Annotated in this window: 16 protein-coding genes; 2 read left to right on the forward strand and 14 right to left on the reverse strand. The window is 26.7% G+C overall.

Annotated elements, in window-relative coordinates; translation table 11 throughout:
• Positions 1-43: 43 nt before the first annotated feature.
• Both prmC and J2Z53_RS11115 read right to left on the reverse strand, forming a co-directional pair.
• Complete coding sequence (prmC, locus tag J2Z53_RS11110) at positions 44-1,795, reverse strand: peptide chain release factor N(5)-glutamine methyltransferase (protein WP_209797565.1); 1,752 nt, start codon at positions 1,793-1,795, stop codon at positions 44-46.
• Between the two features lie 15 nt (positions 1,796-1,810).
• Complete coding sequence (locus J2Z53_RS11115; protein WP_209797566.1) at positions 1,811-2,398, reverse strand: thymidine kinase; 588 nt, start codon at positions 2,396-2,398, stop codon at positions 1,811-1,813.
• 173 nt (positions 2,399-2,571) lie between these two features.
• On the opposite strand from J2Z53_RS11115, the gene rpmE reads away from it, so the two are divergent.
• Together rpmE and J2Z53_RS11125 are read left to right on the forward strand one after the other, a co-directional pair.
• A complete protein-coding gene (gene rpmE / locus J2Z53_RS11120) occupies positions 2,572-2,778 on the forward strand; it encodes a 50S ribosomal protein L31 (protein ID WP_209797567.1) in 207 nt (68 codons plus the stop codon).
• Positions 2,779-2,898: 120 nt separating this feature from the next.
• Positions 2,899-4,017: an MGDG synthase family glycosyltransferase gene (locus J2Z53_RS11125; RefSeq protein WP_209797568.1), complete on the forward strand. Its 1,119-nt coding sequence runs from the start codon at positions 2,899-2,901 to the stop codon at positions 4,015-4,017.
• Between the two features lie 23 nt (positions 4,018-4,040).
• On the opposite strand, the gene rho is transcribed toward J2Z53_RS11125, so the two are convergent.
• The 12 genes from rho to yabG all read right to left on the reverse strand — a co-directional run bounded on the left by rho (position 4,041) and on the right by yabG (position 17,842).
• On the reverse strand, positions 4,041-5,438 hold the full coding sequence (rho, locus tag J2Z53_RS11130; RefSeq protein WP_209797569.1) for a transcription termination factor Rho: 1,398 nt from the start codon (positions 5,436-5,438) through the stop codon (positions 4,041-4,043).
• 233 nt (positions 5,439-5,671) lie between these two features.
• Entirely contained in the window at positions 5,672-7,279 is a 1,608-nt protein-coding gene (locus J2Z53_RS11135; RefSeq protein WP_209797570.1) for a CTP synthase, read from the reverse strand.
• Positions 7,280-7,484: 205 nt separating this feature from the next.
• On the reverse strand, positions 7,485-7,778 hold the full coding sequence (locus J2Z53_RS11140) for a hypothetical protein (protein WP_209797571.1): 294 nt from the start codon (positions 7,776-7,778) through the stop codon (positions 7,485-7,487).
• A gap of 80 nt (positions 7,779-7,858) precedes the next feature.
• Entirely contained in the window at positions 7,859-8,272 is a 414-nt protein-coding gene (locus tag J2Z53_RS11145; RefSeq protein ID WP_209797572.1) for a DUF1934 domain-containing protein, read from the reverse strand.
• A 12-nt stretch (positions 8,273-8,284) separates the two neighbouring features.
• Entirely contained in the window at positions 8,285-9,274 is a 990-nt protein-coding gene (locus J2Z53_RS11150) for a tRNA 4-thiouridine(8) synthase ThiI (protein WP_209797573.1), read from the reverse strand.
• Positions 9,275-9,387: 113 nt separating this feature from the next.
• Positions 9,388-10,044, reverse strand: coding sequence for a stage II sporulation protein R (spoIIR, locus tag J2Z53_RS11155; protein ID WP_209797574.1), 657 nt, complete (start codon positions 10,042-10,044; stop codon positions 9,388-9,390).
• A 62-nt stretch (positions 10,045-10,106) separates the two neighbouring features.
• Positions 10,107-10,949, reverse strand: a complete 843-nt coding sequence (gene ispE, locus J2Z53_RS11160) for a 4-(cytidine 5'-diphospho)-2-C-methyl-D-erythritol kinase (protein ID WP_209797575.1) — start codon at positions 10,947-10,949, stop codon at positions 10,107-10,109.
• A gap of 102 nt (positions 10,950-11,051) precedes the next feature.
• The gene (cphA, locus tag J2Z53_RS11165) at positions 11,052-13,658 is read right to left on the reverse strand and encodes a cyanophycin synthetase (protein WP_209797576.1); all 2,607 of its coding nucleotides are present in this window, start codon (positions 13,656-13,658) and stop codon (positions 11,052-11,054) included.
• A complete protein-coding gene (locus J2Z53_RS11170; protein WP_209797577.1) occupies positions 13,630-14,475 on the reverse strand; it encodes a cyanophycinase in 846 nt (281 codons plus the stop codon). Before J2Z53_RS11170 ends, cphA begins: the two co-directional genes overlap by 29 nt.
• Positions 14,476-14,602: 127 nt before the next feature.
• Complete coding sequence (locus tag J2Z53_RS11175; protein WP_209797578.1) at positions 14,603-16,162, reverse strand: DUF3794 and LysM peptidoglycan-binding domain-containing protein; 1,560 nt, start codon at positions 16,160-16,162, stop codon at positions 14,603-14,605.
• Positions 16,163-16,517: 355 nt separating this feature from the next.
• Positions 16,518-16,754: a Veg family protein gene (locus J2Z53_RS11180; protein WP_209797579.1), complete on the reverse strand. Its 237-nt coding sequence runs from the start codon at positions 16,752-16,754 to the stop codon at positions 16,518-16,520.
• A gap of 206 nt (positions 16,755-16,960) precedes the next feature.
• Positions 16,961-17,842, reverse strand: coding sequence for a sporulation peptidase YabG (gene yabG, locus J2Z53_RS11185; protein WP_209797580.1), 882 nt, complete (start codon positions 17,840-17,842; stop codon positions 16,961-16,963).
• Between the last annotated feature and the right edge of the window lie 52 nt (positions 17,843-17,894).

Genomic DNA, 17,894 nt, shown 5'->3' on the forward strand with positions numbered 1-17,894 from the left:
ATATTTAATTATTATATCACAACTTATAATATTTTTTCAATAATTATAAATGTCCTATAACCACTCTATTATGTCCTGCTAAATCCTTTATAATTCTTACATCTTTGAATCCATCTTCTATCATTATTTTTTTTACATCTTCGCCTTGATCATAACCAATTTCAAAAGCTAATATTTTTTTGTCCTTTAAAATAAGTTTACTCTCTTTAACTATTCTTCTATAAAATATTAAACCATCTTCTCCTCCACTTAATGCACTATGCGGTTCATATTTTTTAACATCATCCATTAATTTGTTTATTTCTTCTTCTTTTATATATGGAGGATTTGAAACTATTATACTGTAACTATTATTATTATCTATAGCTTTCTTTAAAAGATCACTTTTAATAAATTTAACCCTATCATTTAAGTTATGTTTTTTAATATTCTCATTAGTAACTTTTTCTGGTTTATCAAAATAATCTATTTCGTCTACATTTATATTCTTTCTATAATATGCTAATGATATACCAATAGCTCCACTTCCTGAACATAAATCACAAAGAGTTAAACTTTCATCTTCTTCTATATTTTTCAAAACTTCTTCAACTAGTACTTCTGTATCTCCCCTTGGAATTAAAACTCCTTCTTCAATATAAAAATCTAATCCCATAAACTCACAAGAACCTAAAATATATTTTATTGGCATTTTATTCTTTCTTTTCTCTATTAATTCCATATACTTTTTATTATCTTCATTACTCACTTCTAATTCTCCATGAGTTAATAAATAAAGTCTATCTTTATTAATAACATATCCAAGTAAAATGCTTGCATCTAATCTTGCTGTATCTATATTTACACTTGATAATATTTTTGTTCCTTCTGCTAAAGCATCTGTTATATTCATCTTATCCTCCATCAAACCTTCAGCTGCTTTTAAAGCTCTAATTGCAACTTCTATTTGTAGATCATCTGGTTCTCTTGTTGTTATTTCTTGTAATTTAAGTCCTGGGGCTGAAATAATAGATGATAATTTATTATTTGATTTTCCAAGCCATCTTATTATTTCATAAGTTATTCCAGATACAACTGGAATTAATAGTATTCTAAGTATTAATCTTTCAAGAAAACTTCCCCAACCAGTAAAAGCAAAAACTATTATACTTACAAACATTATAAGAAATAAAAAATTAGTGCCACATCTTGGATGAAATCTTGAGTATTTTTTTACATTCTCAACTTTTAGTTCCTCTCCAGCTTCATAACAAAAAATTGTTTTATGTTCTGCACCATGATATTGAAATAATCTATATATATCATCAAACTTACTAATTCCCCACATATAACCTAAGAGTATAACAATTCTTATTATAGCCTCTATTATATTAAGTCCTATATCAGAAATTCCACTTTTTTTAAAAATTGTTGCTATTCCTGTTGGTAATGCAACAAACAACAAAATTGCCATTACAAAAGATGCACACATGGTAAATCCAATTATTACATCATTACTCTTTTCTCCAAATTTATTTCTAAGCCAATCTTCAAAAGCGGATGGCTCTGTATCATCAAAAAAAGAAGCTGAATAATTTAAACTTTTTATTCCTTGAATTAAAGAATCTATAAGTACAAACATTCCTCTAATAAAAGGTATATTAAGAAGTTTATATTTTTTAGTAATTGGAGTAATTTTTTTTATATCAACTTCAATTTCACCATTTTCTTTACGAACAGCTGTTGCCATTCCTTTAGTTCCTCTCATCATTACTCCTTCAATTACAGCCTGACCACCAACTTCACATTTTTTCAATTAAGCATCCTCTCCTTATTTTTGATTCTTATATTTAAAGTAACACTCACCACATAATGATTCGTAAGTAATGTCTCCTATATTATCTATAGCTACTTGCTCTCCTTCAAATACAAATTTATCATTTATCTTTCTTGCATTAACTACAGCTTTATGTCCGCATTTACATATTGTTTTCATTTCTTCTATACTATGGGCTATTAACAATAGTCTTTCACTGCCTTCAAAACCTTCCATTTTAAAATCAGTTCTTAATCCATAACATATTATTGGAATGTTTAAAGTTACTGCAATTTCAAATAATTCATCTATTTGCTCCTTTTTTAGGAATTGTACTTCATCAACTAAAATACAGTGTAACTTTCCATACTCTTTTAAATTGTCTTTTACTATATTATAAATGTTATCATTATCTTTAATTAAAACATCTACTTTTCTAACAACTCCAAGTCTTGAAATAAGCTTATCTCCACCTTTTTTATCAGTTTGTGGTTTAAGTAATAATACTCTCATTCCTCTTTCTTCATAATTATAAGCAACTTGCATTAAATGTGTTGACTTACCTGAATTCATAGCTCCATATCTAAAATATAACTTACTCAAAATTTTCCTCTCCTTTTAACTTTTCAGTTATTACGATTATAGCATTTATGAAAGCTTATAAAAAGTTTTTTTTAGCATTAAATATTATTGACTGCTTATAAGTCCTATGCTATACTTTAGTAGTTATTTATTACTTAAAATAGTAGTAAAATATATTTAAAGAGGTGAAAAATATGAAACAAGGCATACATCCAGAATACCACCATGACGCAGTGGTTAAGTGTGCATGTGGAAATACTTTTACAACAGGTTCAGTTAAAAAAGAACTTAAAGTAGAAATATGCTCTAAATGCCACCCATTCTTCACTGGTAAGCAAAAAATCGTTGATGTTGGAGGAAGAGTTGACAAGTTCAACAAGAGATTCAACCTTAATAAGTAAGAAATTTAGGGAAAGACTTCATGTCTTTCCCATTTTCTTTTTTTTATAAATTTATTTTAATTATTCAAAAATAATGTTAGACTATATTTATATAAATTTTATATGAAGCGAGTGAATTTAATGAAAAAAGTTCTTATATTAACCACTTCTACTGGTCAGGGACATAATCAAGCTGCTAAATCCCTAAGTGAATTATTTGAAAGAGCAAATTATAATTATACAACTTATGATTTTTTAAGTAATAGCAGTAAGTTTTTAATCGATACTATAGTAGGTGGATATGAAGTATCAGCAATGAGTTTTCCAGGTTTTTATGGTTTTTTCTATAAACTAACAAACATAAGATGTATTAATTCATTAACTAATATATTATTCTTATTTGTTAGAAAAAGACTTGCAAAATTAATTGATAAAGAAAAACCAGATATAATAATAGCTACTCACCCTCTTAGCGTGTGTATTGTGAACAAGCTAAAGAAAAAAGGATTAAATATTCCTTTTATTTCTGTTGTTACAGATTTTAAAGCACATTATACATATATAGGAAAAAATGTAGACGCTTATATTACAGGAAGTGAATATACTAAACAATCTTTAATAGATAAAAAAATAGATAAAAACAAAATATTCCCTTTAGGTATTCCTATAAGAGAATCTTTTTTTGAAAGAGATGAAAATATTCCTTATATTAAAACCAATGAATACTTCAACATATTACTTATGAGTGGTAGTATGGGATTGAAAGATATTTCTTATGTTCTTGATGAATTATTAAAAAATGATAATAAGTTAAGAATTACAGTTGTTTGCGGAAACAATAAAAAATTAAAAAATGACTTGATGAAACATTGTTCTGAAAATCATAAAAATAAAAAGTTACATATATTAGGCTTTTCAAATGACATAGCATCATTTATGGAATATTCAGATGTAATAATATCCAAGCCAGGTGGTCTTACAGTTACAGAATCAATTGTAAAGAATCTACCTTTAATAATACCATTTGCTATTCCTGGACAAGAAAAAGAAAATACTGAATTTTTAACCAGCGAAGGATATGCTTTTTGCGTTAATAATATTAAAGAAATTAATCCTCTAATAAATTCTTTAATAGAAGATCCAAGTAAGCTTACAGTTATGAAAAAAAGATTAAACTCTTTATCTAACACTTACTCACCATCTTCAATTATTGACCTATCAAATAAATTAATAAGCAAAAAAACTGATACAAAAGTTTAATAACTTTTTGTATCAGTTTTTTATTATATGTTATTTTTTTCAAATATTCTTATAAACTCATCATTATCTTTTGTTTTTGTTAACATTTTTATTAGATTTTCTGTTACATTATCCACATTTCCATCAGCATACATAACTTTTCTAATTGAATATGCAACTTCTCTTTCTTCATTAGTTAATAACAAGTCTTCTTTTCTTGTTCCTGATTTATAAATATCTATAGCTGGGAATATTCTTCTCTCTTGAAGTCTTCTATCTAAATGAACTTCCATATTACCTGTACCTTTAAATTCTTCAAATATCATATCATCCATTCTTGAACCAGTATCTACAAGTGCTGTTGCAAGAATAGTTAAGCTTCCACCTTCTTCTATATTCCTTGCTGCTCCAAAGAATTTTTTAGGCATTATTAAAGCACCAGGATCTAATCCTCCTGTTAATGTTCTTCCTGTTGGAGTAATTGTTAAGTTATATGCTCTTGATAATCTAGTTAAACTATCTAAGAGTATTACAACATCTTGACCTTGCTCAACTCTTCTTTTACCATGTTCTAATATCATCTGTGATACTTTTTCATGATTTTGTGGTTCTTCATCAAATGTTGAATACATAACTTCTCCATTTATAGATCTTTGCATATCAGTAACTTCCTCTGGTCTTTCATCAATAAGCAATACTATAAGCTTAACCTCTGGACAATTTTTTGATATATTTTGAGCTAATTTTTTCAAAAGAGTTGTTTTACCTGCTTTTGGTGGGGCAACAATCATTCCTCTTTGACCTTTACCTAACGGGCAAATTATATCCATTAATCTTGTAGAAAGATCATTCTCTCCCTTTCTTTCAAGTTTTATTCTTTCCTTAGGATATATTGGTGTTAACTTTTCAAAAGGAATCCTTCTAATAGCCTTTTCAGGACTTTCATCATTTACCTTTTCTAAATATATTAAAGCTTTAAATTTTTCTCCTTCTTTAGGCTCCCTAACCTTACCTTCTAACTTATCTCCAGTAGATAAATTGAATCTCCTAATTTGTGCTGGAGACACATATACATCTTCACTACTACTTAAACAATTTTTTCCTCTTAAAAAACCAAAACTATTATTTTCTTGAATTTCCAAAATACCCGACACAGTTGCTGCTTGTGAAATATTATTTCTATCATTTTGATTATTATAACTTTTATTTGTATTTTGATAATTATTATTTTGGTGACTATTTAAATTATTATTTTCCTTAACCTTAGGTGATATTTTTTCCTTTAATATAACTCCATTTTTCTCAATAGAATTTACTTTATTATTTAAAATCTCATCTATTAATTGACTTTTTTTATATTTCGATATATTTTTTATATTTAATTCTTTAGCAATCTCTTTTAATTTTGCTAAAGTCATTCCTTCATAAACTTCTCTTGTCAAAATGATACCTCCGTACTAAATTTTATTTATGTAAACTTTAATTATTTTGGGAATTTTTAAGGTAAGCCTCTTAGATAACTTGATGTTTATTTAATTATCCTTCAATACTGAAATGTTTGCAAGAGATTTAATGTATTTATTTATAATTAATTTAAAAATTTTCTTTTTATTAATTCTTTCCAAAATAAATAGAAGATATTCTAAAATCTTAGAATATCTTCTTATATATAAGTTTATCTTTCTTCTAATGCAGCTTTTATAAATCCAACAAATAATGGATGTGGTCTATTTGGTCTTGATTTTAATTCAGGATGGAATTGTGAAGCAACAAACCATGGATGATCTTCTATTTCTATTATTTCAACTAATCTTCCATCAGGGCTAGTTCCTGCAATAGTCATTCCACTTTCAGTAATTTCTTTTCTAAATTCGTTATTAAATTCATATCTATGTCTATGTCTTTCATATATAACTTCATCATTATATAAGTCATATGACTTTGTTTTTTCATCTAACTTACAAGGATATAGTCCAAGTCTCATTGTTCCACCTAAATCTTCAATATCCTTTTGTTCTGGCATAATATCTATAACAGGATATTTTGTTTCTGCATTTAATTCTGAACTGTGTGCACCTTCAAGTCCAACAACATTTCTCGCAAATTCAATTACTGCACATTGCATTCCAAGACAAATTCCAAGGAAAGGTACTTTGTTTTCTCTAGCCCATCTTATAGCTTCAATTTTACCTTCTATTCCTCTATCTCCAAATCCACCTGGAACTAAAACTCCATCTACACCTGCTAAAACTTTTTCTACATCTTGACTTTCTAATTCTTCTGAATTAATCCATTTAATTTTTACATTAGTATTATTTGCAAGACCACCGTGATTTAATGCTTCTACAACTGATATATACGCATCATGTAACTCTACATATTTACCAACTAAAGCTATTGTAACTTCATCTTGTAAATTTTTAATTCTTTGAACCATGTCAATCCATTCTCTATTATCTATATCTTTGCATCCTAAGTGTAACTTTTCACAAACTAAATTATCTAATCCTTCACCGTGTAACATTAAAGGAACTTCATAAAGATGTTCAGCATCTAAATTTTGTATAACAGCTTTTCCTTCAATATTACAGAATAATCCTATTTTATTTTTAATATCATCTGATAATTCTTTTTCTGTTCTACATACAATTATATCTGGTTGAATTCCTATACTTCTTAGTTCTTTAACTGAATGTTGAGTTGGTTTAGTTTTAAGCTCTCCAGCTTTTCCTAAGTATGGAACTAATGTAACATGTATAAAACAAACATTTTCTGCTCCTACTTCGCTTCTTACTTGTCTTATTGCCTCTAAAAATGGTTGTGATTCTATATCTCCAACAGTTCCTCCAATTTCTGTTATAACAACATCAACATCTCTTTCCTTTGAAACTCTATAAACTCTTTCTTTTATAGCATTTGTTATGTGAGGTATTACTTGAACTGTTCCTCCTAAGTATTCTCCTCTTCTTTCTTTTGAAATAACTGACCAATAAATTTTACCAGTAGTTACATTACTATTTTGAGTTAAATTTTCATCTATAAATCTTTCGTAATGTCCTAAATCTAAATCTGTTTCTGCCCCATCATCTGTTACAAAAACTTCTCCATGTTGATATGGACTCATTGTTCCTGGATCTACATTTAAATATGGATCAAACTTTTGAATTGATACATTAACTCCTCTGTTTTTTAATAATCTTCCAAGTGATGCCGCTGTAATTCCCTTTCCTAATGCTGAAACTACTCCACCTGTTACGAATACATATTTTGTTCTTTTGTTCATTTTACTTCCTCCCCATGAGAAAAAATTTATTTTATAATTGACATATATACTATTTAAAGTTATAATAGATATTACCCCATGAATTGAATTTGTGGGGTATTGGTGCTTAAATTTATTTCTTTTAACAACATAGATAATATACTATCATATATTTTTTTTAATATCTAGTCATATTTTGTTCTTTTTTTATTCATATTTTATTTTTTTATATTACTGAGTTAATTTTCTTTTCTATCTCAAAATATTTATCTCTAAATTTCTTATTTATCAATAATTTTTCTTCAGCTTTTCTATAATTATAATTTATACTTTTGCTAGTTTTTACTTTTAATAAGTATTTTATATTCTCTTCACTCCAGCAATTATACTTTTTTAAAAATAATATAAATAAATACCTAATTTCTTTTTCTTTAAACATTTCTATAATTTCTTCTCTAGATACATTATTAAAAGCACATATTTCTTCTATAATTTTAAAATACCTTTCTTTATTTACCAAAAAACCCACTCCTTATCTCAATTATTACCATTAATTTCAATAAATAAACCAAAAGAGTGGTAAATAATTTACCACTCTTTTTAAGCCTTAATATCTAGTTTTAATTGAGTTTTTATTGAAGGTTGATCCGCAACTTTCATTTCATATTTTATTTCTACATTTCCACCTTCTTCATTCACATCAATTTCTAAGTCTTTTGTATCAATTGTTAATTCTAACATTCCATAAGGAGTATTATATAAACAAACAGATTGCTTATCTTTTTGAAAATGCATTTTAGTTGTAGTACTTCCTTCTCTTTCAAGAATTACATAATCCTTACCTATTCTAAGTTTAGTATCAGTTCCATCCATTCCTGATATTTCTGTTTCCTTATAAGTTGCAATTATCTCATCATTTTCGTTTTTTATATTGCCTGGGGTAACAACTTCTATTAATTCTCCTTTTTCCATAGTAGCATTACTAACTATTTTTATAACTGCCTTTTTTTCCAAAGTTCTTCCTCCCTACTTTCCTTGAATTATATATCTGTCTATTTCCTCTTCAGTAGCAGGTTTAACTTTTAATGTACCTTCGAATTTACATCCAAATTTTCCATAAGATACCTCTATTTCATCTAAATCTTTTCCTTTACAGTATCTTCCTGCTATTTTAGCTGCTAATTCTTTATCTTTTTCATTATGTTTACCATTTATTATTATCATAGCACCATTATAGCTAACTGGATAAAATACTAAATCTTCCTTTGATAAAAATTGCTTTATTTTATCTGCTTCATCTTTTGTTCTTGTAGCTATTATTTTGCATCCACTATCACTAACAAAATGTCTTCCAAATCTTAATAATTCAATTTCATCTGAAGTTGCATCTCCATTTCTTTGAAGAGTCTCTTTAAGTCTTATTGAATAATTAGGTTCAGTTAACTTACATCCACCAGCAGGTGATGGGTAATCTTTTATTCCCCACTTTTCTGCAAGTTCCATTTGAATCTTTCTACTTCTACCTGATATCTTAAGTAACTTTTCTCTATCTACTAATCCACTTTTCTCCATTTCTGTTTCATCTAAATTTTGTGCACATAATGGTCTAAGTATTTTATCTTCAAAACCTGATTCTTTTCTAACTTTATTTAAAGCTTGTCTATTTTGTGACATAGGTCTTTGATTTAAAACTTCTCCTGTTATAATAAAATCAGCATTAAATTTCTTTAATAGTTCTCCTGAATATCTCATCATCATAGCATGACAATCAATACATGGATTCATATTTTTTCCCCATCCATTTTTAGGGTCTTTCACCATTTCAAAATGTTCCTTTGAAAAGTCAATAACTTCTAAAGGTATATCTATTTGCTTAGTCATCTTCTTAGCATTTTCTTCATTAAAGAAATATGATCTGAAACATATTCCTATAACTTCTATTCCTTGATCCTTTATTAATTTTGCAGCTAATATGCTATCTAATCCTCCTGATATCATAGCTAATGCTCTAGTCATAAAATTTCCTCCTAAAATAATTTTATTTAAACTACATATTTAATTTCATAAATTGTTACAAATTATAGTTTATGATTCTTCTAAGATTTTATCAAGTTAAATTTTTTATTATTTTAAAATGCTTCTTTTAAAACTTCTAAAAACTTAAATTTAATATTATAATCTTCTTTATCTTTATTATTAGAAATCTCTTTCTTTTCTTTATTGTTACCTAATTCTTCACTATCTAAAACTTCATTCATTCTTTTCTCTGTTTCATTATAAGCAACTTCTCCTTTAGTTACATCAACAAAACATAATGGCGGAAACATAACACACCACCAATTTTGACCTGAAGCATTTCCTATTAATATTCTATAAGCTTCATATTCTCCTTGTGGAAGCACAATATTTCCATACATTTTTTCTGGAAAATTTTCTTTCGATAATTTTCCCTCAACTTTATAGTTATATCCATTTTCTTTTATAACCTTTTTTGCTATTTTAATTATTTTTTTATTATTAATTTTAATTATCCTTCTTGATTCTTCTATACTTTTTGATTTATTTAATAAAGGTTCTATAAATTTAATAACTTCATTTCTAACTTTAAGTTTTAAATCTTGATCCTTTTTATTATCACTATTTGCTATTACATGAAATCTTATTATTTCATCTTTAACACTTTCATAATTATATTTAACTTCTTCATTTTTATTAGGTAAGCTTGTACATCCAGTAAAAAATAATGTTCCTATAAGTAATATAACTATAACAAAAAATCTCTTCATAATAAAACCCCCTTAATAGTAATGATTATTACCAATTAAGGAGGTTTTATACAAAATATTTATTATATTGTTCTTGTCATGAATACATCTTTGTATCTCTTTTTCATAATATCATAACATCTTTGTGCCTTAACCATATCATCAAAAAAAGCAAATACTGTAGGACCACTTCCACTCATCATACTTCCCATAGCCCCGCACTCAAGCATTGATTGTTTTATAGATGTTATTTCTTTATATTTTGATAAAGTAACATTTTCAAGTAAATTCTTCATATTTTTAGCTACATATTCTAAATTATCACTATTCATATTTTTTATAAGTTCTTCAACATTTGGATGAAAAATAGCTTTTGCTAAGTCAAACTCTTGATATACAGCTTTTGTTGAAACTCCAAAAGGAGGCTTTACAAGAACTAATATTTTATCTTTAAAAGGTTTTAATTTTGTAATTTTTTCTCCAATTCCTTCACAAATAGCTGTTCCTGAAACTATACAGTACGGAACATCAGCTCCAAGTTTTACTCCTAACTCCATTAGCTCTTCATCTGTAAGATTAGTTTTAAACATTTTATTCATAAGCTTTAAAACAGCTGCACAATCTGTGCTTCCTCCAGCAAGTCCCGCTGAAACAGGTATATTTTTTTTAATTGTTATACTAACACCTGACTTTATATTAAACTTATCAATAAATAATTTTGCTGCTTTATAAGCTAAGTTTCTTTCATCAGTTGGGACATAAGGCTTATTACAACTTATTTTTATTCCTTTGCTTATCTTTTCTATTATTATTTCATCATATAAGTCTATTGCTTGCATTATCATCTTTAATAAATGATATCCATCTTCTCTTTTTCCAACAATATCTAGCGCTATATTAACTTTAGCATAAGCCTTTATATTCATAATATATCCCTTCTTTCGTTAATTTGCTATTTCATATTTTATCATAGCAAATTATTCCTGTCTATTTTTGTAATATTAAAATAATAAACATAGAAGATATAATTATAAATTAACTAGTCTATCATTTTTATTTTCTTTTTTAATTTCATTAATAACTTCTACTAAAGGTTGTAATTCTTCAAAAAATATTATTACAATATCTCCCTCTTTACTTATACTAAGTCCTTCCTTGAAAGCTTCAACTTCATCCAATACTATTTTGCATTTATCTTTATTGCTTATTCCCATTTTTATAATTTCTGCAAGTTCTCCTGTTTTTCTTCCTCTTTTATCTCTATCCTCTTTTATTATTATAAGGTCTAAATTTTCATCACTTATTTTACCAATATCCTCTGCCATTTCATTGTTTCTATCTCCTGGAATTCCTATAACTCCAATTAAATTATTATGATTAATATTCTTTAATGACTCAAATATCGCTCTATATCCATCAACATTGTGTCCATAATCTAATATAACTTTTCTTCCTTCTATTTCATACATATTAAATCTTCCTGAATTATGATTAGAATCTAATTTAAATTTGCTAAATCCTCTAGCAATCATACAATAATCTATTCCTATTCCAACCAAAGCTGCACATGCTGCTAAAGAATTTTCAATATTAAATGTTAAACTTCCATTTAAAGTAATAGGTATATCATCAATTTTTATTACATTATATTTTCTTCCATTACTCACCACACAAAGCATACCATTATCTATAAAAACAGCTTTTTTACCTAAATTTATATTTTCTTTAATTAATGAATTTTCTCTATCTTTTGAAAAATATATAATTTCTCCTTTAATTCTAGAAATTATACTTTTACTCCACTTATCATCTGCATTTATAATTGAATATCCTTCTGGCTTAACAGCTTCTACAACTAATGATTTAACAAAACTTAAATCTTCCATAGTATTTATATCATTAAGCCCCAAATGATCTTCAGTTATATTTGTAATTATTCCAACATCAGCTAAATCATATGCTAATCCTTTCTTAATCATACCTCCTCTAGCAGTTTCAAGAACAGCTACATCAACATCCTTATTTAAAAGAATAGCCTTTGCACTTTCATATCCTGTATCATCACCTATATCTATACATTCATCTCCAATATATATTCCAGATGTTGATGTCATCCCAACTGTATTACCCATAAGATTTAGTACATAAGAAATCAATCTAGTTGTAGTTGTCTTTCCATTAGTTCCCGTTATGGCTATTAACGGAATATTTTTAGGTGTTCCTTTATATAAGTGATTAAAAATATAATTCCCAACATCTCTTGCTTTTCCTTTTGATGGATAATGATGCATTCTTATACCAGGTGCAGCATTAACCTCCATAATTACTCCTTGACCAGTTAATGGTTTATTGATATTTTTACAGATTATATCAATGCCACAAATATCTAACCCAATAATTTTGGCAACTCTACTACAAAGTTTTTTATTTTCTTCACAGATCTCATCTGTACAGTCTATGGCCATTCCACCTGTAGATAAATTTGCATTCTTTCTAAGAATTATTACTTCATTTTTTTTAGGAATACTTTTCAAATTATAACCATACTCACTTATTAACTCTTTAACCTCATCATCAACTACAACTTTTGTTAATGGTTTTTCATGACCAGTTCCTCTTAAAGGATTGCTATTTAGTTCATTTATCAATTCTTTAATGCTTCTCTTTCCATCTCCACATATTGAAGGTGGAATCCTCAAAGATGCAGCAACTACTTCATTGTTTACTACACAAACTCTATAATCACTACCATATATATACTTTTCAATTATTATGTCTTTATATTCTTTACATAGTTTATTGTAAGCTTTTAAAAGTTCCTTATCATTTTTTATATTTAAAATAACACCTCTACCTTGATTTCCACATTGAGGTTTTAAAACAACTGGATATCCTATATTTTCCGCCTCTTTTAATAAGCTTATTATATTAAATACCTTTTCTCCACTAGCTATAGGAATATTTTGACTTCTAAGCATTGTCTTTGTAAACATCTTGTCACAAGCTATATCCACACTAACGCAGCTAGTATTATTTCCAATTGTTGCTTCAATAATTCGTCCTTGTTTTCCATATCCTATCTGATAATATCCAGAATCATCTATTTGAAAAACTGGAATACCTGATCTTTCCGCTGCATTTTTAATTGCCTCTGTACTTGGTCCTATAATTTCTTTATTTAAAATATCTTTAATTATTTTTATTCTTTCATCAAAATTAATATTTTTATTTAAAATTAATGAATTTATTAAATCAACAGCTAATTTTCCAATTTCAATCCCTGTTTTTTTATACAAATATTCATAAATCACATAATAATGTTCACCTTTAACTTCTCTCGCTTTACCATAAGAACAGTTTATTCCAATAATGTTTTGTATAGCAATTATAATATGTTCACAAATGTGAGCTAAATATGTTCCTTCATTAAGCCTTATAACAAATCCACCTTCAACATCTATTCCACATCTATGTTCATTTAAAGTAGGCAATATTTTCAAAATATTATTATTAAACCCATTAATTTCTTTACTTGGAATTTGTGAATATCCTTCTAAATCTACATCCATTCTTATACATTTTCTATGAGAATATATATTTCTTCCATTAAATACTCTTATCCCTTTTATCTTCATTTCTAAATACTTCCTCCTCAAAAGGTATCTTATTAGTTAAATCAAATTTGTTTCCTTCTATAAGTACATGCAACTTAACATTAAAAATACTTAGTGTCTTATCCATAAATTGTTCTGAAACATTCGTATGATTTATTTTGCTTCCATCTATTATATATACAGCTCCACTGCCAATTACTCTTAAAAGTTTTTTTTCATTAATTATTATTGCAGTATCTTCATCTATTCCAATTCCTAAATTTTCAGGATTTTCAGCTATACCAGTTAATAAACGTCCTATTCTTCCTCTTTGACTAAAATGCTGATCAATAATTACATTCTCAACTAATCCAATTCCAGGAGACATATTAATACTATTTTTATTAGGAGATTCTTCATCATCACCATCTAGAATCATAGTTTCACTCATAACTGAAGCACCTGCTGATGTACCAACTATTATCTTTCCACTTTTCAATCCTTCAATTAAAGATTCATTTAAAGGCGTTCCCCCTATTAAACTAGTAATTCTTAATTGGTCTCCTCCTGTAAAAAATATTAATTTAGCTGAATTTACAAGTTCAATATTTTTTTGTAAATATGCTTCTTCTCTTTCATTTATATCTAAAAATTCTATATTATTAACACCTATTTTTCTAAATACTTTATTATAGATGCTTTTCATATCTTCTTGAATTTCAGAAGCAATAGTTGCAACTAATAGTGTATCTTCTTCTTTATTAATTAAATTGCATACTTCATTTAGTATTTTTTTTCTTCCTTCTTTATCTTCTGCTCCACCTATTATAACTAAGTTATAATTTAACTTAGATTTCATAATATCACCTCAAATCATGTGTTTATTATTATTTCCTAAATTATTATTTACTATTCAATATTATTTAATGTTATAAAAAAATAAAAAGTCTTACTAAAAACTTAGTAAGACTTTTTATTTTATTCCATTATATAGCTCTTCCTGGTATTAATAACTTTTCTCCAATTGTTAAATCATCTATATCTTCTAATTCATTAATTTTTATAATTTCACTCATTGTAGTATTGTATTTCTTTGCTAACTTCCACAATGTATCACCCTCGCCAACAACATAAATTGTAATACTAGCCTTTTTCTTAACTTCCTCACCTTCAACCTCTACTATGTCACTTACAAATTCTTTATTAATTTCAAATAAAACTTTAGCTATAACTTCTATATTTGCTCTTACTGAAATAGTATTTGCTTCAATTGCTATATCTATATTTTCTATAAATACTCTTATTAATGCCTTCATATTTTCATTTACACCATTTGCATCTATATTTATATTAAAAGGAATATCTCCTGAAACTTTATCTAAGTAATTTTCTTCATCATTAGTCTTATATATAACATCAACTTTTATATATCCAGAAACCTTTATTTTGTCTTGAGAAACTGACTTATCTGTTAAAACAACATTAGCCAAATAAGTTATTATTTTTTCTGGAATCATGTTACTCTCATTTATATATATATTATCCTTAATTATAGATTCATTATTATATATTCCTTGAAGCATTCCAATATTATGTTCATTCTTTGACACTTCAACTTTAAACTTAGGAGAATAAGCATCTACTATAACATCTATATTTTTCTTTGAAAATACTTTTACATTACAGATAACTAAGGCTTCAGTGTTAACTATTCTAGCTTCCCCTAAATCATCTTCCTCAACTGTTATATCTTTATTTTTTATATTAAAATCAGAAGCTACTACCATATCAGGAGTTACCCCTGTCATTTCAATTTCTTTAGATAGATAAATATTATCTTCTAAATAATATATATCTTTACCTTCATTACTTAAATATATTATTTCAACCTTACAATAACAACCACAATATACTTTTTCTTCACCTATTTTTACTTCTTTTTTTTGAAGTTCCATTTTTGATTTTAGTATTTTAGATATTGATGGCTTATCCATACTAACTCTAATCATTGATTTTCCAAGTATTTCAATATTTTCACTAATATTTTTACTGTTTATCACTTCATTCTTTTTAAGAACTTCAACTCCTTTATTCTCTGAAATATCTTTTGCAAGTTCAACTTCTTTTCCTTCATACACTTCCCAATTAAAATCAATCACTCCATCAATAGCAATTTTTCTCTCATTTATTATTTGTGCTTCAATATGTTCTACTCTGCATACCACTTCACAGATCATTTTATGTTCACTTTCTTGCAAGTCTAAACTACTATTAAATTTTTTAGAATAATTAACTGCTGAAACTATAGTATCCTCTTCTTTTGCTAAATAAAGTACATTATATTCTATATTACCTTCTACTATAACTTTATCCCCAACAATTTCCTTAGATATAACAGTTGGCTTTGCATCAACAAGTAATAACTTTTCTACATCTGGATGGGTATCTGGTATAAGATACTCATCATTTAACATAGTAGTGGTATTACTTTCATTTAAAAGTTGCTCAAATTTAATATTTTCTTTTATAACATCTATACTTGCCATTTTTAACCCCTCCTATAAAATACCTACTACTATTTATATAAAAATATTTAAAATTTATGACTATTAGAAGTTAAAAAGATTTATTAATTTTGTTATTTTTAATCAATGAATCCATATTAAAGAAATATTTTTTATGTATTATATATATTTTTAATTTTTTAAAAAATTTCTTTTATTTTTTTGTTGACAAAGGTATCTTTTTGTCGTAATATAAGAATTGGTTATTGACCATATAACCTCTCATAAATTCTCAATACCCTTTTATACCATAGTTGAAAGATGGAAACCCACCATCTTTCTTTTTTTTTTGCAAAAAAAAGAAATAAAACTTCGAAAAAATTTCGAAGCTTTATTTCTATCCTGGAAAATGTAATTGCACTGTTTGAGTTAATACATCTGAATAACTATATGTCACGGTTCTTTGGGTGTCATTGTCTAATCTTATTACGAATATGCTAGGATAAGCACTTTCTAAAACTCCATCGTTAACCAGAATCTTTTTTCTTCCTCCGTTGGCTTTTAAAGTTACTTTTTCTCCAAGGTGCCCCTCAATACTTTTTTTAATTGAGGCAATAGTTTTAATGGTTCCCATGAAAACACCCTCTTTCCTTATTTGATTATACCATTTTTTTGAATATAAGTCAAATAAAATTTTTATTTTATCATTTAATAAATATAATGTCAATATATTTTTATATTTTCTTATTTACCTTTTTTATTATTTGTAAAAGCCTAATTATTTATTCATAATAAATTTATTTAAATATTACATATATAAATTCTAAATTAATTATATTTCTATAAAATATATGATGACTTAGGATAGCCTTCTCTATATTTTCCTCTTGTTTGAAGTCCACCAACACCCTTTATTCCAGTTATTGTATTATCTATCACTTCTTTAATTGATACTATATCATTTATTTTAGTATAAGCTACTTTTTCACATACAAACACAGGATCCAAACAGTGAATTAAAACCCTACTAGGGGAAGATGCAAAATTTGCTCCAGCATCTAACATAGATTCATAACAACTCTGACATGCACCAGCAAAAATTATCAGTTCATCGTAACTAGAGTTATAATCTCTTAAAGCTTTTACTGCATCTCTATAGAACTTTGAATTTCTATAATTATTTAAATCTAAATAATCTCTTGTCCCCCTAATTACACCATCATGACCTGTAAGAACAACTATATCTGGCTTTACTTCCTTTACAAGGTCAACAATTTTATTTGGTTGTTCCTTTTCAGATATTGATACGCCAACTGCATCAAGAGATAATTGTTTATATACTTTAAGACAAGTATCCATATATTCTTTATCCCCATCAACATGAAGTATTTTACCTGGTCTTCCAAAAAATAATTCCTCCGTATCCCCTTTAGCATTAATTACCTTATTATTTTTTACTGAACATTTTCTATTTTCTATTTCTCTTGCTGAAATAGCTGTCTTTATAGCTTTATTAACTCTACTATTTAATATTTTATCTTTTTCTCCTGAATAATCTTCAGAAACCTTTTCTAGATCTTCCAAAGTAGCATCAGCTATAACTCTTATATTGATTCCCTTAAGAACAAAAATTGTTTTCCCATTTTCATAAATTATATCTACTATTTTAAAAGTTACATCCTTATCATATGATTTTCTTACAACTATATCTCCTACAACCATATTTATACCTTAAATTATTATTTCTCTATATTATTCTATGCAAAAATATAAT

This window comes from Clostridium moniliforme (assembly GCF_017873235.1).
Lineage (GTDB): Bacteria > Bacillota > Clostridia > Clostridiales > Clostridiaceae > Clostridium > Clostridium moniliforme.